14 protein-coding genes are annotated in these 19,887 nt (G+C 49.2%); 1 reads left to right on the top strand and 13 read right to left on the bottom strand.

What is annotated here, in order from left to right; translation table 11 throughout:
• Positions 1–219: 219 nt before the first annotated feature.
• Positions 220–372 (bottom strand): hypothetical protein, encoded by a 153-nt coding sequence (locus tag FY534_RS01815; protein ID WP_203114999.1) that lies wholly within the window; start codon positions 370–372, stop codon positions 220–222.
• A gap of 106 nt (positions 373–478) precedes the next feature.
• Here FY534_RS01815 and FY534_RS14545 point away from each other — a divergent pair, with 106 nt between their 5' ends.
• Positions 479–634, top strand: coding sequence for a hypothetical protein (locus FY534_RS14545; protein WP_238413615.1), 156 nt, complete (start codon positions 479–481; stop codon positions 632–634).
• 317 nt (positions 635–951) lie between these two features.
• Here FY534_RS14545 and FY534_RS01810 read toward each other — a convergent pair whose 3' ends face one another.
• The 12 genes from FY534_RS01810 to FY534_RS01755 form a co-directional block, all read right to left on the bottom strand.
• Positions 952–2,499, bottom strand: coding sequence for a protein kinase domain-containing protein (locus FY534_RS01810; protein WP_203114998.1), 1,548 nt, complete (start codon positions 2,497–2,499; stop codon positions 952–954).
• Between the two features lie 138 nt (positions 2,500–2,637).
• Entirely contained in the window at positions 2,638–5,601 is a 2,964-nt protein-coding gene (locus tag FY534_RS01805; protein WP_203115503.1) for a type I restriction endonuclease subunit R, read from the bottom strand.
• Between the two features lie 4 nt (positions 5,602–5,605).
• Positions 5,606–6,547 (bottom strand): DUF5655 domain-containing protein, encoded by a 942-nt coding sequence (locus tag FY534_RS01800; RefSeq protein ID WP_203114997.1) that lies wholly within the window; start codon positions 6,545–6,547, stop codon positions 5,606–5,608.
• Positions 6,544–7,851, bottom strand: coding sequence for a restriction endonuclease subunit S (locus tag FY534_RS01795; protein WP_238413614.1), 1,308 nt, complete (start codon positions 7,849–7,851; stop codon positions 6,544–6,546). The genes FY534_RS01800 and FY534_RS01795 overlap by 4 nt, the downstream gene beginning before the upstream one ends.
• A gap of 14 nt (positions 7,852–7,865) precedes the next feature.
• The gene (locus FY534_RS01790) at positions 7,866–9,878 is read right to left on the bottom strand and encodes a type I restriction-modification system subunit M (RefSeq protein WP_203114996.1); all 2,013 of its coding nucleotides are present in this window, start codon (positions 9,876–9,878) and stop codon (positions 7,866–7,868) included.
• A gap of 186 nt (positions 9,879–10,064) precedes the next feature.
• Positions 10,065–11,882: an RNA-directed DNA polymerase gene (locus FY534_RS01785; protein WP_238413613.1), complete on the bottom strand. Its 1,818-nt coding sequence runs from the start codon at positions 11,880–11,882 to the stop codon at positions 10,065–10,067.
• Positions 11,883–12,076: 194 nt separating this feature from the next.
• Positions 12,077–13,156, bottom strand: coding sequence for a TnsD family Tn7-like transposition protein (locus tag FY534_RS01780; RefSeq protein ID WP_238413712.1), 1,080 nt, complete (start codon positions 13,154–13,156; stop codon positions 12,077–12,079).
• Complete coding sequence (locus FY534_RS01775; RefSeq protein WP_255567406.1) at positions 13,131–15,035, bottom strand: TnsD family transposase; 1,905 nt, start codon at positions 15,033–15,035, stop codon at positions 13,131–13,133. The genes FY534_RS01780 and FY534_RS01775 overlap by 26 nt, the downstream gene beginning before the upstream one ends.
• Positions 15,036–15,160: 125 nt before the next feature.
• Complete coding sequence (locus FY534_RS01770) at positions 15,161–16,825, bottom strand: ATP-binding protein (protein WP_238413612.1); 1,665 nt, start codon at positions 16,823–16,825, stop codon at positions 15,161–15,163.
• Positions 16,826–16,842: 17 nt separating this feature from the next.
• A complete protein-coding gene (locus FY534_RS01765) occupies positions 16,843–18,642 on the bottom strand; it encodes a Mu transposase C-terminal domain-containing protein (RefSeq protein WP_203114991.1) in 1,800 nt (599 codons plus the stop codon).
• 8 nt (positions 18,643–18,650) lie between these two features.
• Positions 18,651–18,998, bottom strand: a complete 348-nt coding sequence (locus tag FY534_RS01760; RefSeq protein ID WP_203114990.1) for a hypothetical protein — start codon at positions 18,996–18,998, stop codon at positions 18,651–18,653.
• Positions 18,995–19,666 (bottom strand): TnsA endonuclease C-terminal domain-containing protein, encoded by a 672-nt coding sequence (locus FY534_RS01755; protein WP_238413611.1) that lies wholly within the window; start codon positions 19,664–19,666, stop codon positions 18,995–18,997. The genes FY534_RS01760 and FY534_RS01755 overlap by 4 nt, the downstream gene beginning before the upstream one ends.
• Positions 19,667–19,887: the final 221 nt, after the last annotated feature.

The raw sequence follows: 19,887 nt of genomic DNA, 5'->3' as shown, positions 1-19,887 counted from the left end.
CGGGATCAGGAATTGTTTCAATGACCTGTATCTTATGTTTCAGTTTGTGATGACGGTGATTATCACAAGACATCTGATCACTTCGACGATGATGTCGAAAGTCGGAGAAAGACAATAATGCTCGTCACAGAGAAACCTGTACTGAAATATTCTCGCCCTGCCCCCTATTCCCCTTCGAATCGAACCTACGACTCCTGAGATCAAATTTAGCTCCCTGTACTATGTAACCGTCAAATCAAATTCTTCCCTCGCCATTTCCCGCCTCAACCCTGCCTCATCCCTTGCCCCGCCTGACTTTTCTCGACTCTTCCTCACTCCAACCCAGTTTCTACCGTCAAATGAATTTCTTCCGTAGATCACGCCTTTTCTCACCCGTTTTTCTCCTTGATTTTTCCAGATTCATCGATTCTGCGTAAAATGAAGTTGTTCGCTGTCGCGAGGGCGAAGAGCAGGGCTTGAGGGTCAAGGGAGGACAGATTTGGTCAATTATTTTTTCGCATTTTTGATCGGGCATGGTTCAGGAATCCTTGATATTTCGGGCTTTTTCGCGTCTGATCCCCCTCAAAATTTTACTCTGAGTTTCCCCCGCCTTGCGCTCTCAGGCATTAAAAAACGGGCGAATTTAGGCTTTTGACCCGAATCCACCCGTGCTGTAGGGAACAACTTATTTTACTGGGGAAGGATTTGATTTTGCGAAGATACAAATGTGCAATTACAAAACAAATGTATCATGGGGATCCCGCAACAACAGGGAAAATCGGATGTAGAGAAGTCTGACAATTACAAAACAAAAGTATCATAAAGCCGTTTGACACTTAGAAACGCCAAATTTGCGTTACAAAACAAAAGTATCATGAATACCCCACGAAACTTTGTTATCTTATCAACACATTGGTTGAGGAATCTCCACAACAATCATGGTGGCATCAGAGGCGTACCTCAATGTGGTTACTATGAAAGCCACCTCATTCGAATTTCGTAAGGAATATTTGGGTTGTTTCTCTGTTCCTTTCTTAACTTCTGTATGTTGAACCGATTAACTACATCTGCGCAATAGTCGATTATATCAGCGCACGTTTGCATTGCCTCCATATTGTTGGACAAGTTAAGTAAAGTGTTCATTGCTGTGTAGCCAAAATTGTCATAATCTGCAAACACCAATCGCTCGTCACGGAGTTGCGCAAACATATCCCTCAGGAGAGGATCCGCCTCATATTCGTACTGTAACGTGAATATCTCAAGTGCCTCTATGGCTGCCCCTCGGTCTTTAAGGATCAAATTGAACAAAGTGTTCCCTCTATCTTTGCGTGTAAAGTAATCGTGCAGCTTCTCCATAGATATGCTTTGTTCTTGGCACATTTTTATGATTTCAGCGACAGGATCGAACACCAAGTTCGAATTCTTGATTGATTGGAACGCATCGTATAGCTCTGCGACAGCTCGGTACCTCTTTTCAAGGTCCGGATGAGTGGCTCGTTTGACGAGCCCACTGTATTTATGATCATGACTAACGATGCTCCCGCACATCACAAAGTCAATTATCATGCCCAAGGAATAAATGTCTGTCTGAACGGAAGCATTCTTTACGTTGAGAAGTTGCCTGGGATCCGTAAAATGCTGTGTTCCGACCCCGGCCTCCGTTTGTGTTTTGAAGCTGTAGTCCTGTGTTGCGTCTTTTCCAAGTCCAAAGTCAGCCAATTTTGGCTCGTTGTTTACGATGAGAATATTGTTATAGCTCAGGTCCCTATGTAGAAGAGAGGTCCTGTGAACCTCCATCAATCCAAGGATGATTTGTTCACACAGGTACTCCTTCCATTGAAGCGTCATTGTATGATGGTTCTCGGTAACAAATTGGCCAAGAGTTTTTTCCGCAAAGTCCATGGTAAACGAATGTTCTTGCTCATTAAAGTTGTAGACTGAAATGGTGTACGGGCAATCATTCAGGCTTTCCATTATCTCAAACTCACGCCGGAAACGATGAATTGCTTCTTTCTGTGATAAAAACTCCTCTTTCAACTGCTTCTTGGCATATTTCTTTCCATCAACGATGACAGGATATACCCTTGCATAAAAACCTTCTCCTATAGACGCCACAGATTCCCTTTTTCGTAGCCTTGCTCCATCGTCAGTAAGAACTACTTCATAATCTGTCAGCGAAAACACATATTCATTTATGGCTGCTGTGATATCAGCCCGGAGCTCTAACGAAGAGGCAAGGGAGCCGCCGTCAAGTGAAACCAATTCTTCGATTGATAGTGCTTTGTCGATAAATTCATTGAGCCTACCTGCTGCGATTATTTTTTTGATGCAATCCTCAGCATACACCCATCGAGTAGGAAAACCGCTTCCATAGGAAGCGTGAAATCCGAAGAAATTGAAAAACCCAACCAACGAGGGGCCTGATCTATAAGGGAAAGGGACGGTTGCTTTCACATCGCCAACAAACGCCTTAGCAAGTCTCTCCGTTATCAGGATACTGTCTAGCCGGAGTTTGTGCATAGCCGCAGCTCCTTATGCTTTTATCAAATGCTTGTCCTATTCAAGTTCGCAGGCCTGTATCATTGCGGCGGATTATCCACCTAATAGAACCACAATTAGTTGCCATAACAGGTCAGTATTAAGGCTGTTTCTGTCATTTCATAGCATCTGACGGTTGTTGATGCTCTTGTACACCTCTCCCAACATCCAGTCAGAGACCGCAGCACGCACTCCAGAGTCGTTCAATATCCTGGCGAGAAGTTCTTCGTTAAGGCTCATCCGGTCAATGCCTTTCTGTAAAAACACTTCTTCAAAAGCATACCGGAAATTCTCCATCGTATTGGAGCGTGCTGCCTTGATGATCATCGGATCGCTTTCAACTTCCGCTCTCCACTGGTCAAAGAAAAGCCTATCCGCTTCTTTGAAGTCCGTTCCGAATGCTTTGTTCAGCACCTCAATGATGCTTGAGAGCGGGGCTTCCTTTTTGCGATATGCACCCGTTCCCGCATCGGTGATGCCATCTACCACCCCCGGCGTTTCCCGGACTAGTTCAATGCGGCCCTTCGACTTCTCCTCCAGCCTGTAATACTGCATCTCCACCTCGTAATCGAGATCGAGCGCCACCCGTCCTCGCACCGGGAGCTTTCTCAACAGCAATCTTCCATACGTGTAAAACTTGTGAATAGGAACCGACTGAAACGGCGCAATCTGAGTGATGAACCCGTAGATACGAACAAACGTCGAGAGCGTCGACCGAAACTCGTCACGATCCTTCTCCGGCAACTGCAAGTAACGTTCTACCGCCGGGTCAAGGTATTTGTGCAGCGCCGCCGCATCCTTGCCCTTGTAGAACGCCTCTACCACCGCCTCGACGTCATCCGGCCAAATGACTGTTTGGGACTCGAGACGGCTTTTCAGGTCAAAGATCAGGTTCAGGTCCGTCTGTTCGCCGAGCGTCGTGACCTCATAGTACGGCTGGAACGCCGCCTGGATTTCCTCCGGGGTGTTCACGAAATCAAGCACAAACGTATCCATTTTGCCTTTATGCGTCCGGTTCAGCCTGGAAAGCGTTTGCACCGCCTGGATCCCGGACAACTTTTTGTCCACAAACATGGTATGAAGGAGCGGTTGGTCGAACCCGGTCTGGTACTTGTCTGCCACGATGAGCACCTGGTAATCATCTGAGTCAAACCGATCCGGCAACTCCTTTTCCCCAAATCCATTGATACCAGGCTCCGTGTACTCCTCGCCCTGGTCGATCACGGTGCCGGAAAACGCCACCAGTGTCGCCACATCCGTGTAGCCCTTGCGCTTGATATACTCGTCAAACGCCTGCTTGTAGCGCAGCGCATGAAGGCGTGAACTCGTGACCACCATCGCCTTGGCTCGGCCGCCGATCTTGTGGCGAGTGATGCGACGGAAGTGTTCGACCATGATCTCCGTCTTTTGCGACACGTTATGCGGGTGCAAGCTTGCAAACCGGGCAATGGCCTTTTTCGCTGGCTTCTCCTCCAGCGTCGGATCGTCTTCGATGGCTTTGGCCAGCTTGTAGTACGCCTTATACGTTACGTAGTTTTGGAGCACATCGAGAATGAACCCCTCTTCAATCGCCTGGCGCATGGAGTACAGATGGAACGGCTCAGGTTTTGCATCCGGTGCGGGCCAGCGACCGAACATCTCCAGCGTCTTTGCCTTAGGAGTGGCTGTGAAGGCGAAATAGCTCAGATTCTTCTGTCGACCCCGCTTGGCCAGTTCCTCAACAATCTGGTCCTCCACGTCCTTCGCCTTTGCATCCAGATCCCGCTGGATGTGCTCCGCCTCTTCCAACGATCCCGCCGCCAACACTTCCTTCACCGCATCGGCCGCCTTGCCGCTTTGAGAGCTGTGCGCCTCATCGACAATGATGGCGAAGTTCTTGTGCGAGAGATCTGCGACCTGTTTTGAGATGACTCCGAATTTCTGGATAGTGGAGATGATGATTTTGGCCGTCCCTGACTCCAGAGCTTGTTTTAGCTGACGTGAGTTCTTGTCAATCTGCCGTACGACACCCTGTACGTGATCGAACTGGTAAATGGCATCCTGGAGCTGCCGGTCCAACACCAGTCGATCCGTGATGACAATAACCGCATCAAAGATGGGCTTGTCGTCCGGCCCATGTACGTTAGACAGCCGATGCGCCAGCCAGGAGATGGTGTTGGTCTTCCCCGATCCCGCCGAATGCTGAATGAGATAGTTGTGACCGGGGCCCTTCTCCAGCACGTCAGCCAGAATTTTATTCACCGCATCCCACTGGTGATAGCGAGGGAAGATCATCGTCTCCTTGCGGACCTTCTTGCCGTTTTTCACTTTCTCGTCGACCTGCAGGTGAAGGAACTTCTGAAGCAAGTCCATGAAGTTGTCCTTTTGCCAGACCTCCTCCCACAGATACGCCGTGCGAAACCCATCCGAAGGTGGATTGCCGGCACCATTGTTGTAGCCACGGTTAAACGGTAGGAAGACCGTGTCGGGTCCTGCAATCTGTGTGGTCATATAGACTTCGTTCGGATCGACTGCAAAGTGGACAAGGCTTCGCTTCTTGAACTGGAAGAGTAGCTCTCTAGGATCCCGATCCCGCTTGTATTGCCGGATGGCATCCTGCACGGTCTGGCCGGTGAACTGATTCTTCAGCTCCACCGTCATCACGGGCAGGCCGTTGATAGCCAGCACCATATCAAGCGACTTCTCATTCTTCAGGCTATAATGCACCTGGCGAGTCACCGTGAGGATGTTCTGTTCGTACCGGGTCAGAATCTCGGGGTTGAGGCCGCTTGCCGGCCGGAAGAATGCCGCCTTGATGGGCACACCGTAGATGTCGAACCCCTTGCGGATGGCCCTCAGCATACCGTCCCGGTCGATGACCTGGACGAGGCGGCGAATGAGCTCGGTGTCCGTTTTATCGCCAAAAAAGCCAACGAGACGGTTGTACTCATTCGGCTGACTCGATTTGACGAATTCAAGGAAGGTGGCTGGGAACAGAGCGAGCTCCCGGTCGTACGCATCCGGACTGCCCTTGCGCCAGCCGTGCGCAAGCAGATGCGACTCAATCGCCTCTTCCAGCGCCTTCTCTGTGTGGATGGCGGTCATGGGATCAACTTCTTTCATAGGCAAGATTCAGAAAGGGCTTTGCTTTCTCCAGGTCATCCATTGATCGAAGCGTAATCTCCAAATCCCCAGTGCCCCAATGACCAATGTTTCGTACGTTACGTGTAAAACCTTCCTCCACAGTCACGGTATCCGGATCCACCCGAACGATGACCAATAGGTTCCGAACTTGAGGCTGGATGATCACACTTGCTATGTTTCGAATCCGTTTGAATGCTTCGTAATATTTCAGACGTTTTACCTGGACATCATCGCCCAGTGCGAGAATGTAATCTCGTAGTGCGCTGTATAGGTCGTATAGACTCGAGTCAGCTTGGTTCAGATTGTCTTCGAAGGTTTTATACGGCCCCGTTGGTTTCACCCAGTCCTCGCCTATGTCTACATTGTCGCTACTTCCCCGTGGCGATGAACCAAAGTCCTTGGATGAATTTGGAACATTCACGAGCTCGAGCAGAAGCAAGTCATCTCCATAGCGTTTGTATCGCAAGAGCTCGATGTGCCGGTTGATCTGCTGAACCGCATACTGGTCAAATTTTGTATAGTCGCCAGCAATACAGATAAGACGTGGCGCTGTCCAATCAATGCTATCTGCCGTCTCCCGATCCAGCTTCTTCTGAACGAGAAGCTGAAATTCGGCCTTATGATCAAGGAGCCAGTCAAGGTAATACAAGCCTTGATTGATCACGTTCTCATTGGTAGCACGTTTGTACTCGATAATAACGGGAGTGTGGTTCTCGTCGATACCGAGCGTGTCAATCCGGCCCCGATGAACAGGGCCCGTGTAGTATTCTGATTCCAACTTTCTAACACCAAGCAAGGCTTCAAGATTGTTTTCAAAAAGTACCTGTAGTGATTTTTCGACTGTGACAGAGGTGCCGGGAATCTCCTCAACCGTTCCTTTGGTGCGAAACAGTTTAATATCGCTCACTGTGAGACCACCTCCGCATGGTCAGAGCTATACTGCCGCACGTCGATTTTGCCGGTCACGGCGGCAGTGATGAGGGCTTGGCGGTATTCACTTAAAAGTACCGCTTGCTGCTCCAACTTCTTTGTTGCTTGTCTGATAGCTTCAGATATCTCAGATACTCGTTGGACGATCCGGTGTTGTTCCGTCAAGGGCGGAATCAATAACGGTGTGCTTGACAGTATCTGCGTATTCAAATTGTCCATCGTCGATCCTACGGACTCAATCAATAACCAGTCTCGCATCCATGGAGTTGAAAATAAGAGCACTACGAAAGCCGGGTTAACTATTTGAGAATCAAGCCGTAAACGGAAGCACCCCGTACCGCACAAAAATCCCTGCTCCGCTTCAGTCACCAATGCACAACGACCTATCTCACCCCTACGAGCGAAAACGATATCACCGCTCATGAGTTCATGACGGATTAGTCTTTGCTTCGTGACCGGTGATACAGCACAAGTTGGATCCGGGACAATATCTCCGTCAACCAAATGGGATGGATTGATAACAGGTATTCCATCATCAACATAATCTTCAGTGTGTAACTGACTACCAAACGGGCCTGTTTGAATGGAAATCGCCACTCGTGATGTTTTTGCAATCTCCCAATGCGCCGGCACCTCTCCCAACCACGGAATCCCCGAATCCTTCATCGGTACATTCGGGTCGAGCCCCTTCGTTACCGCCTGGGTGATGAGGGCTTGGCGTTTTTCCTGTAAAAGCTCGATGAGACGCTGCTTTTTCTCGACGAGTTGGTCGAGTTTGGCCGTTTCATGGTCGAGGAAGGAGGAGATGCTTCTCTGAGCATCTGCCGGAGGAACCGGGACCCGAATTTCCCCAATAAAATCCCAGCTTGCTCTCGGCATTTTTACGCCATAGGTAGAAGAGTTGACCAAATCGATGAACGCATTGGACAGCAAAAGGTATCTCAAGAAGGTTGGTTGATAGCGATATGCACGAAGGACAAGAAACTCTGGAGTACATCTGTAAGTGCCTTCCGACATAACAACCTTCGCTAGGTATGGTCGGAGTTTGCCGAACAAAACATCCCCAGGGCGACATATGTTGGCCATGCTATCGTCCATTGTTTCAGCCATGCCAAGTATCTTACCGGTCCACGACTCAACGTGCTCCATTCCGATGTAGGGCAAGGATTGATCTGCTCCCGTCGCCTTTTCCACTACTATGTGTACAGTGTGTTTCAATCGTTCGAGTTTCCACGTTGGAGGAACGCTTTCCGCAAGGATTGGCAATTCAGTTCTATTCATGGTAGCGCCTCCCATCAGCGAACAAACAGACCATTGAGGATCTCAGAAATTTCGTCCTCCAAGGCAACAATTTCGGCTTGTATATCCTCCAACGGCCGCATCGGCGTGTACTCGTAAAAATGCCTCGTGAACGGAATCTCGTACCCGATCTTCGTCTTGTCCTCATCAATCCACGCATCCGGCACGAACGGCTTCACTTCCCACTCGAAATACTCGTGGATGTCTTCCTTCAGCGGCACGTTCTCGTAGTCCCGCTGCTCTGGATCCGGCTCGGGGATCCCCTTCGCATCCCGGCAGATGTCGGCGGTCTCATCCCGATCCGACAGCGCTGACAGAATAGCCTTTTGAATCTGCGCCGTCAGCTCCACGCCGTTTGCCTTGAACACCTTCTTCAGCACTTTCACGAATTCTTCCTGGTTCTTGTAGAGCATCTCCGAACGCATGCCTTCGAGGACACGCAGAATCATCTCCTGCTGGCGGTTGCCGTCAGCAATTTCCGCTTCCGCCGCAGCGCCCTTCTTCTTGGACGTGGCGAGGTTCTGGAATGCCTTCTCGTCCTTCAGTCGGGCAATCCGCTCATCCGATACGAGGAAATTCAACCGTAACGGCCGCTCCACCGTGATGCGACGGTATCCGAAATCCTCGTTGTCGAAAATCTTGCTGTACTTCGTCTCCCGGAACTCGCCGTGCATGCGAGTGATTTCGGCGATGTGTTCATCTGATAACTCGTTGCGCTTGTCGCCGAGGGACTTGCGCATCTTTTGATACAGATGCGTGGCGTTGATGAGCTGAATCTTACCCCTTCGTTCCGGAGATTTGCGGTTTGTGAGCACCCAGATGTACGTCGAGATACCTGTGTTGTAGAACAGTTGATCCGGCAGCCCCACGATGGCCTCCAGCCAGTCGTTCTCGATAATCCACCGTCGAATGTTCGACTCACCAGACTCCGCACCGCCCGAAAACAGAGGCGATCCGTTAAAAACAATGGCGATTCGGCTTCCTCCAAGCGACACCGGCTTCATCTTCGAAAGCATGTGCTGCAAGAACAACAGTGAGCCGTCGCTGATTCTTGGCAAGCCGGCCCCGAAGCGCCCATTCATCCCCAGCTTTTCTGCCTCGTCCCTGATCTCCTTCTCGACCTTCTTCCACTCCACGCCAAAGGGCGGATTCGACAGCATGTAATCAAAGGTCTGCCCTGCGAACCCATCCTCGGAAAAGCTGTTGCCAAACTTGATCTGCGATGGCTTCTGCCCCTTCAGCAACATATCGGCTTTGCAAATCGCATACGACTCTGGGTTGAGTTCCTGTCCGAACACCCGCACCATGATGTCCCGGTTGAGTTCCGTCAGGTACTCCTCCGAAACGGAGAGCATGCCGCCGGTGCCACAGGCGGGATCGTATATCGTCCGAACAATGCCTTCCTTGGACAGGTCCTGATTCCGATCCTCGTTGAACAGGAGATTGACCATGAGACGAATGACTTCACGGGGTGTGAAATGTTCACCGGCTGTTTCGTTGGATATTTCGGCAAATTTGCGGATGAGTTCCTCGAATATGTATCCCATTTGCACGTTGTCGATGGTATCCGGATGAAGATCGATGGCGGCAAACTTCTGCATGACCTGATAGAGCAAGTTGGAACGGTCCAGCCGCTCGATTTGCTTGCCGAACTCGAAGTAGTCCATGACGTCTTTGGCGTTGGTAGAAAATGCGTTGATGTACGCCATCAGGTTGGCAGCGAGGTGATCCGGGTCATCGAGCAAAGATTCGAAGTCGAACTTGCTTGTATTGTGAAACTCATAACCGGTTATCCGATTGAGGACGGGCTCTAGGTTGTGTACATTCATCCGTGCCATTTCCGCCATTTTAGCGAGCACATGGGACTTGGTTGGTTTGAGCACTGAGTCCAGACGGCGAAGAACCGTCATCGGCAAGATGACCTTGCCATAGTCCGATTGCTTGTAATCGCCACGAAGTAAATCGGCGACAGACCAGATGAAGTTAGCCATTTCTCTGAAGTTGGACATACGGATTCTCCTTGATAGGCTCGCTATTCGGAAGGGGAATTTTCCCTTATATGCTAATTCATCATTCGTCAGCAAATCCCTGCGCTTCTATTGATCAGTCCGTCATCTGGGAAGTAGTCGAGGTGGATCTATGGAGTATCCACGTCAAAACGGACTTGAGGAGTAGACGACTTATATCGTTCAACCCTATATGAACTGACGAAGATGATAAGTGAATGTTGGATCGTTCGTCAAGGAACAGACAGTCGTTGCAATTTGCTTCTTTACGGTGTTGGCGACAGCCCCATTGAGCAACTCTAGCAAAATGAGGAACTTCTCCAAAGGGTACACGTGACGTTGACCCACTTGGAGATACATCATCTCCACTTTAGAGACTGACTTCATGTTATGAATTCGGTCCAAATTCCTTACGACATTCAAAGCATCCGTTTGTCCGGAAACGGCCATCAAATTGGAGAAGGTCTCGATCGTGCCCTTATGGCTTCTCAATCGTGGAGTGACCGCAGCGACCTGCCTTGAGAGGAATGCAGACTGGCTCCATATACCCACCGTGGCTAGTAAATTCTTGACAAGTTGTTCACTGGTCGCATATTTCGCAAGAATCCATAGTGCTGCGATAAAGGCCGTTTCAGAACGCATTATCAGGTTTTCTGCAAGCATCACTATCTCATCGTGAACCTTACCTGTCCTTGCCAGCGGCCAGTCCACGAGCAATTTGGCGGCGTTAAAGAGGGCACTGTCCTCTGTGACCGATTGGGTACCAATGAACGCCAAGATGTGCTTGACTCTGGCCTTGTTCGGTCCCAAGCTTCGGTAGTATCGAAAAATACTGTCTCTTAGCTTTGGCTTTTCCACAAGAAGCTGTGGAACGTACTTCTCCAAAAACACATGTTTTGAAATGGATGCAATTGTAAAGTATCTCTTATACACCTTATCCCAGTTTCCTACCATGGGCTTTTTAAGGAACATGGTGAACCTTTGACGTAACAGCAGTACATCACCGGAGATTGATTCTGAGCGCTCAAGCTTTCGCTGGATGCGCCGTTGGAGGACCGTTAAATACCTGTTCTCGTTGGGTAGAAAATAGTCCTTGGCGGCCGCAACCGAAAGTATCTTTGTTTTACCCGAGTTCAATCGAAGACCTCGGGTGAGAAGTAGCTCATCCAAATGCCGCAGAATGACACGTCCCTTATCGACACTTTCCACTCCAAAGTCGATGTCATCCATCCAACGAACAAAGTCGCCTGAGGTGGCACCTTCCAGGTAGCGGTCAACTTCAAATAGAAAGCTGTGTGCTAAAAGTCGAGGAGCGTCAAAATTGATTTGGGGCAATCCAACACCTGAAAACGGCAGGTAGTCAGGCCGCCAGACAAAACGCTCAAGCATGAAAAACAGAAAGTCAATCAGCACCTCTTTGAATGCTCCGTATCCAGAAAGGACATTGCGAAGCTGACTGAGTGAAACGTTGTCGAAAAAATTGGCAACATCGGTCACAACAACATATGGGTATACTGATGTGAACTCCCAAATGCGGGTCTGGAAATCCGCCCATAACTGACGCCAATCATAGGGGAAGGAGTCGTCTAAATGCTCGATTGTCTTGCGACCACCGCTGTGGCTTCGACTGAAATAAGAATTTCGAGAAGGCTGATGTCCGAGGATCTCTTTAGAAATTGCATCCACAAGGGTCTGTAAGATCACCGCATCCTCAGGAGCAGGGATTTGTAGGTGACGAGAGATACCATCACTCTTCTCGACCCGAATTACGAAGGGTTTCTTTGGGAAGTATGTTCCATTGAGAACTTGTTGGCGCATTACCTCGAAAAGCTTATCTCTGTTAACATGAAAATCATAATGGTCGTGCAAATCGGACACGTCCTGCTTTCGCAGTCCCTCCCTAACCGTTTCCTTCCACGCTCTCTTCAAGTTCCCCAATCGGAAAACTTGAGCCAAATCCAATCTTCTTTCTTCCAATCGAATCGTGCTATGGACCAACGTAGGCAATTTTTATCCCCCAGTGCCGCAAAGACTATCGTCATCAGCGTGTCTGCCAATTGAACAGTCCTTCATGATTCACAATTTTAGTGCAATCTGTGTTGACAAACCTAGAGCAAACAACCAAATTGTACCATTCAGGAGTTCAGGTGCATTCCAGAATCAAAAACACGTGTATGACAAGTCGGTATGGCCAGAGCCATTTAGTAATAGTCGTCCCCTTCGTTGGATTCAATCTCCATTGTCGCCGCAACCTCTGAGGCTGCTCCTGTTAATTCAAGTTTAGCTGCGGTCATCTCAAAGAAATTCTGCACACTTCCGAACAGAAATCCAAGCAGTACAATGTGAGCAATCGGTGCGGAATATACGTCGATAGGGCGGAACGAAATGCGATAGAGCCAATCGTAATGGTGTTTCTTGTGTTCATACCTCTGGTTCCGGTATCGAACGATACCTTCCTGAAATGGTCTCAATGGAAGCGAATCCAAAAACTCTTGCCCGAATTGACTAATCAATTCATTGCGAATCTCAAAGTAGAACTCGTTCTTGAGAAAACTGCCGATGTTGAACCTAGAACGTTGCACCCTTAGTTGCGTCTTGTATGGATATGCCTCAAACTCGGGGATAACCCTCTCGGTCAAAACATCAGCGTAAACCTGTTGCAAATCGGCGGCACCTATTCCATTCCAGCCAGAGAACAAGACTAACTGTGAGTCCTTCGCAAATGTCAGAAGGGATTCATTCAAATTTCTTATCTCATTCAACAGAGAATGCCCGGCTGGACAGTACGTAGGTGTCAATTGATAGGCCCGTTTACTGTCTGCAATACTCTGTCCGCACATGGGGCAATGTGTAATCAACATTACGTTATGCTGGGGACAGACCATTACCCCCGGCAATAGGTGTATACGGTGCCAATAGGGTTCACCAAAGTTTTCGAAGTCCGAAACGATGCAGAGGGGACAGGACGCCAAGCGAAGTTCCCGTTCCAAATCTGTCCAGAGTGCATGCGGTGCGTTCAAAATATCGTTCATCCTGAGCCACTTTCGAAATCCCTTGTAATACGGATAAAGCGTATGCCGATAGATGATTTCGTCGGCACTCATGGACCCTTTTTCAACCAGATCGGCAATACCTGTTTGTATACCAAGCACGGGTCGTCTCGATTCTCTCCCAAACAACAACTCCGATGTTGAGCGGAGATCAAACACTCCCGTCCGAATCTGCCATCTCGCAATAATGCTATATAGCGCCTCATCAGGATATCCGTCGGGAAGCATCATCCACACCTCTCGAATCATCCCTTTGCTCAACCGCCTCAATCAGGCGCTGCTCAATGTAATCATTAAGCTCTTGACTTACAGGCGTGCGCAATCCGGCTTTCCGAATAATTTGCCACGGAGCAGCGTCAGTGCGCTCACACAGCAATTCCGCCATAGCCCAATCGACACGTCTTTTGCAAAATTCGCTTCTACTCTCCACATATTTGTTCAATACATGTTCCGTAAGCGGCAGTTTGTCCAGACACTTTTCCAACAACGCCTTCTTTCCGCAGATCCGACCAATTCGACCAACGGTGACCCGTACAGGCTTGCCTGGCTGATTTAGAATGCATTGGGCAATTTGTTCAACAAACACTGACATTTCACGATCACGCTGTGCCCAATCAACTCGACGCTCACTACGTACTCCGCTCACAATCGGTCGTGGCAAGATGCAGTCCAACCAGTCCCGATCATGCCGGTACAGCCACTGGTAATCCCGGTAATTCAATTGCTTGAGCCGAGACCGGCTGCATCTTGGGTTCGTCCGCAACGTTTCCATAAATCTTCTTCTACGTCTTTCCCGTTCTTCTTGCTCACCCGTGTTTGGCGCAACGTTACTGAGATTCTGCTTTTCTAACCTCGCCGTGATGACCTTCGGATCAACACCGAGTTCACGTGCCAATCCACGAAGGCTCCATCTTCCGTCGGAAGCTAACGTATGAAGCTTCTCTTCCCATACGGGACCAAATTCCTTAATTCGACCATATCGGAAGCGATCCTTCTCAGTTCGATCAGGCCCACGTCGAGAGTAAACGAATCCACACTCGCAGCGAAATGTACCAACCGGTCGACCCGTATCAGTGCAACGTGTCACCGTTAGATCCCGAACAATGTCTTGCATATAGTGAGTTGCCGCCTTATTCAAACACGGCCATGGTCCATGACCGAATGGCTCAAATCGATTCTGTTCAAAAAAACGAGGTACATCACCGCTCAGAAACTCCATCAAAAGAATGTGAAAGAGCGGATGAAGAGCTTTTCGGGGCTTTCTGACCAATTCCCGGAGCCAGTCACATTCCTGATCTCGAACAGGCTGAGCAACGCCTATTACACCCCAAAGTTCAGCAGGGAAGTATGTGATAAAGCGCTCAAACAGATCTCGTTGTCTAATGGAGCCCGATGGAGTGGCCATGCCCATAGCGTACAGCACATTTACGTAACGGTCTCGCAGCTCCTCAAGAGATTTCCAGGTTGGGGTGTTATTCAGGATGAATTCGCTATCCATAGCTATTCGATTTGTCGCTGGGCGTGTTTCGCCTTCAGTGTTTAGCAAAGAATGACCGTTGGGACACGCCACCACGGGAAAGGGCAACTCTTGAATGAACAAGCCCGTAAACGGAATACCACACGTGGGACACCGGTCATATAATTTCACTTTGTGTTTGGGACACGATATCACGCCTGGCAAATGATGCGCACGGTGCCAGTACGGCTCGCCATGAGTATGAATATCATCGTGGATACACGCTGGGCATGTCACCAGACGGGTAGGCATTGACACCCTGCTTGGGACCAACCCTGATTCCAAGTGAACTCCAAGACTGTTATCGGAGAGCATGTCATTCATAACGTGGGCAGCCATCTCTGGCTTCAAAAATGGAGCGTAGTAGGGGAAGAGGGTATGCTCATAGACCAAAGTTCTTGCTGAAACACCGAAGCATCCGCTTTCGGACAGCCGCTGAAGATGTGAAGGCAAATGCAAAGACGGACGAACAGAATCTAAACCATAGACATCTCTCAAAGATTCTTTCACGCCCGCCCGACCTGAATACATGTGGTAGCGGGCAACCATACTGATGACCAATTCATCAGGGTAGGGGTGAATCTGAACCAGCATCATTCATTCAGACGAGCGAACTTCGACAACCTGTCCCTTTCTGCAAGATTTCACACTTCAGTATTGCCACGACCCCGAAAACATACATCGATGGACTCCATGCTCCAGCGAGGTAGGTCACTTGACTAAATGCCAAGAATTCGCCGTCGTAGTTCCACTTCAGGCTTGAGAAACACATCAATTGGATCACCGATCAAATCGGCCTCAAGCAAGCTTTGGTACGGCGTCTTCTTGTCAACCTGTCCCGCCTTTCCAGCCTTTAGCATCGGAGTTCGTTGCATGGAAGGCGACTTTCGCTTTCGCTTAGGTTCAGTGGATTTGTCGCTTTGCGCAGATTCAGGCCCTGGACCTGCCGGGTGACCAAGTTTCTCGTGAGTATTTTGCAGTTGCTCGGCCTCCAAGAGTGCCGCCCGGAGCCATTTCCGTTTGTCATCACAGGTAGTTTTCAGAACGGCACGTATGGCGACTGGTTCCGGAATTCCCGCCTGAACCAGCAGGTCCAAAACTTCGTCTTCAAGAGTCTTTTCAAGAGGCGCATCTACTTGGATTTGTTCCGTTGCCTTATCAACATAATCTGCGAGCTTTATAGGTTCATACAGGTCATCAAAGTTTCTTAACTCCTTCTCACTGCCGCTTCGAAGTGCGTCTAATGCAGCCCGGACGTTATAAAAGATCTCCTTCGCAACCGATTCAATAAACAGGGCATCCAGCGACTCCTTTTTTGTTGTAATGGCCCGTATCTGTGAAACAGCGAATAGCTTGACCACCAAATCCGTAATCCCTAGAGTCTCGTGGAACATGACCCGTTTAATTTCGTCAGTCAAGGGGGAGAACTCTTTAACCCATTGAAACCGCCACAAATTCTTGAGAAATTGTTCCCATTCCGTGCTGCCTTGTATCAGTCGTTCCCATCCCGGAATGGCACCAAATCTGCGCCCGTTACGAAACGTGTGATGGAGGATCTCTGAAACACCTGGAGTTCCAACGAGTAGTACGGGCACGCCAATGTTGTTCACCAAACGAACGAAAAAATTGAGCATTTGCTCTTTACCGCCGCTTTTCGCCTGTTTGAGATTTTGAATCTCGTCTATAATCAATATCCCGAGACTGTTGGCCGCAGCCGTGATGCGCATCCGGCGCAATAGCTTGTCCTTGTTCATAGCCCTTGCATGGGACAATCTTTCTGTTTCGTTCGTTCCGAATAGTTCATCGAACACCTCGAAAAATTCCAGACAAAGTGCATTCAGAGAGGCATCGTGCGGGCAATCGAGTTTCACCCACACAACCTGGGTGTGACCCAACTCTGGATGCAATACAACCTGCGGGTACTGCATGATCAATCGTTCAATCGCAGTGGTTTTTCCTAGCCCTGAAACACCCACCAACGCACCGCCAGATGCCGTTGATGACTTTACCGGAAAGGCTTGTCGCTCAAGCTCTGCAATGTCCGGGTTTTGCATGCTCAGGGCGACATCACGTAGCCTGCGTGCATAACTTGGAGTTTTGGGGTTTCGAGACACATATCCTCGACGAATCATTGTGGACAAATGTTGTTCTAGCTCAACATGCCTGTTTAATGGGTGAACAAAATTGTTTAGGCGCATCACACAATGAATCCGCAAATGACGTTCTAGCTCTCGTTCCTCAGGTCTGATATTCGGCAGCGAAGTCATAAACTGAAGCACATCCCGTGGCGACCAAATCGGGGGAAGGGCCTCAATCAGAGGGTTCCCCCGATAGTCCTCCAATAATGCATCGGTATATTTTGCCTCTTCAACTGTACCGATCACGAGGGGTGAATCTGGCCTCATTTTTCATCATCCTCGTTCAATCCAAGAATGTCCCCGATCAGATCAGTGTAATCCGGTGCTTCACTTGACCTATTGTTCAGCGGGAATTCCACGACCTTGTTACGCTTGGGAGCTGTCGATGCAAGATCCGTCCACTTTTCCTCTTCACGCTTGAGCATACGCTCTTCTTGCCGATGAGTTCTCATTTCGGCACGATTTGCTTTTTGGGTTGAACGACCCTCTCTCTTTTTCTTTGCTTCGGCCTCCAACTGCTCTATTTTCGCATGCAGGAATGCTTGCGACTGGATTCCATAATCATCGTGAATAGCCCGTTTAACCCCATTTTCGTAGCAGATGAGATCAAACGCTTCTTCGTCACGCAGCCCCCTATACCTGGAATAGATATCCACCAGAGTGCATTCCTCATAGGCTCTGCCGCCGTCAAGGCGGAGGAATATCTTGTCCACGACTCGGGGGTCGTAGTGAATTTGTACCTTACGTGTCTTGCCGTCCCTTACAAACCAGTTGTCCCGTATTGCGGTGTCACACGAATAATACCGACCGTGAAACGGTATGCCCTTCTCTGATACAGTCACCGTTTCCATCGGTAGCAAATTCAACCGAAGAACATCCCGCTCAATCGAGCGTAGATGGCCGTATCCACGAGAGCGTCCCCAATTCCACAAGTGAATGGGCACGGGAGGTACATCATCTGCAATCATATTCCTGTCTCGCTGGAAATTCGTGAGCTCACGGTAATTGTTATAAATGAGCACCTCGTGAATTAGTAGCTGCTCAAACTCCTCTAGGTCGTAAAGGGCGTCTTCAGACCAATGACGCTTTCCTCTTTCCAGGTTTCTTTCTGTAACCGCACCGGCAAGCCAATGAATGAAATCTTCATTGAACGTCTTGAACTGACGTTCGATAAATCCCTTCCAATCCGGCCGAAACGGTGGTAGATTTTCAACATCGACCCACAAGGTTTTGATAAAATTCTCTGGTTTTTTCCCGAGCATTTCGCCCCTGTCGGCGGTGATGTGTTCAGGCAAGTGGTGAGCGGGCCATTCGTCAGGGGATATGGTTATGCCATGCCTTGCACAGTATTCAACTTTATCCGAACAAGCATTTTCGAGGGCCATCATTGCCCCGAGCCAGCTAGGGCCTTCGAGACCAACATAGAGTCCGGCAATTAAGTGGCTAAATACATCCAGAACAACATAGACAACAGGTTTGCCAATACACCATTCACGGTTGACCCGATGCACCAAATAGACATCAGCTATCATGGCGTCAATTTGGTAGTATTGCCCTGGGCCGGCGGCTCTATGACTCGAAGTGCCCAGCACAGGCCTATGTGACAAGTTGTATCGTCGTGTTCCAAAGCGCTCCTTCAGCTTTCTTTGAGCATCGATTTCCTTGTTCACCCAATAACGGAATTGCCGCAGTGTTGGACGTTCTCCCACGGGCTTAATGATTGGCGTCAATGCGCCGTCAACTTCCATGTATCCGTTGTTAAAGTATTTCCCTAGCATCAACTCGTAAACTTTGGTCAGGGGTAAGCGATCCTGTTTGAGATACCATAGGCGAACAGCGTTTCGAAATGCCGTCTGAACCTCGTGAGTGACTACAATTCCTGTCTTCTCGGGGTCGGTGCGTGCCCGAAGACTTTTCCGTCCATTCTTTCTTGTCCATTGCCGGACAGGTTGAACCCGAACACAATGATCCGAGAAAAGAGCATTCATCGTCTTGCCGCCACGCCAGTATTGCCGTAAAAGCCGATAAACTGTGCGATGCGTTACCCCCTTCTGTTCTACCACGCTCCTGATCAGTCGCCCCGACACTGCTCATCATAGATGTCCGGCTCATCCTTTACGATGTCGGAAATGATCCCCCAAGCCCACTCCCTGCGGGCAAGCGCCTCTTTTGACACATCGTCATCGAGAAGGAGATTTTTCTTGACAACATACTCAATCTGACGAGCTGATCCTTCCTCAAGAGCTGTGGTCAGTACCTCAAGGTCTATGGTGGAAGGGAGGGCCCTTTCGTTTTTCATATCAAATAGAACGGCCTTGTTTCGAGATGGATCGACCCAAAGAACCCTATAAATATTGCTTTCCTCACCGTCCTGTGTTGGCAGCCACTCGACTACGGTATTTATGGCCAGATCAATCATTCCGCCGAAGCCTCCTTATCCATGCCACGGCCTGCAATGGACAAAATTCTTAATCTGCTACCCGGATCAATGGGTTCGAACATGTCGATAATCCATTCTTTTTTTGCAATCAGGTGCCTGAACACCGTCAGGCTTGTCCCATATTCATATCCGAGTCGCTCATCGACCATAACTCCAACTTCATTCATTGGAATGTCTTTAACGATAAGCGGTTCAGCCACTCTTCGTATTCGAGAGACGTGTTTTTCAGGAATGTGATAGTCAGTCAGATCCACATACTTTCTCACGTCACGCACATTTGAAACGACCACGTCGGGAATCTGTAAATCAGTGACCAACATCCACCTAGCGTTCCTGCGGAGCCAGTACGCTCGTTCGATCTCCATTTTTTCAACATCCCGGAGGGTAAACGTCCAGCTCTTTGTTTGTACCACCACAACCTCGTTATTTGTCATCTCGACGACGAAATCGCTAGTCATAACCTTCGGGCTACCATCAACGGAGGGATGCTCGATACCAAGCTCATCTGCGATAGCTAATGTCTCGTCCACATCGAGCGCAACTTGTTCCTTTATTTCTCGAACCGAATCCGACCACTCCAAAATAAGGCGCAAGCTCGTTTCGATTCCTGATAGTTCTTGAGCCATACCTGAAATTTTGGGATGCACCGTGCGAGTAGATACACCCTTTGACGAGACATCCCTAACCGTTATGTACGGTTCGTGAGCAGCCCCTGATCCAATTGGTGGAACTGGTTTTTGGCTCGTACGTCGTCTCCCACGGGGCACAACGAACCATCTCCTCTTGGGAATTCATTGAGAATAAGCAAGAAGCCACCCTCGGGGTAGAAGGATGGCTTCTTGCTGTTGATGACTGACTATAGACGGCG

The organism is Alicyclobacillus sp. TC (assembly GCF_016804365.1).
Classification (GTDB): Bacteria; Bacillota; Bacilli; order Alicyclobacillales; family Alicyclobacillaceae; genus Alicyclobacillus_I; species Alicyclobacillus_I tolerans.
The sequence above is the reverse complement of the archived record's forward strand: the minus strand, read 5'-3'. Positions and strand labels throughout refer to the sequence as shown.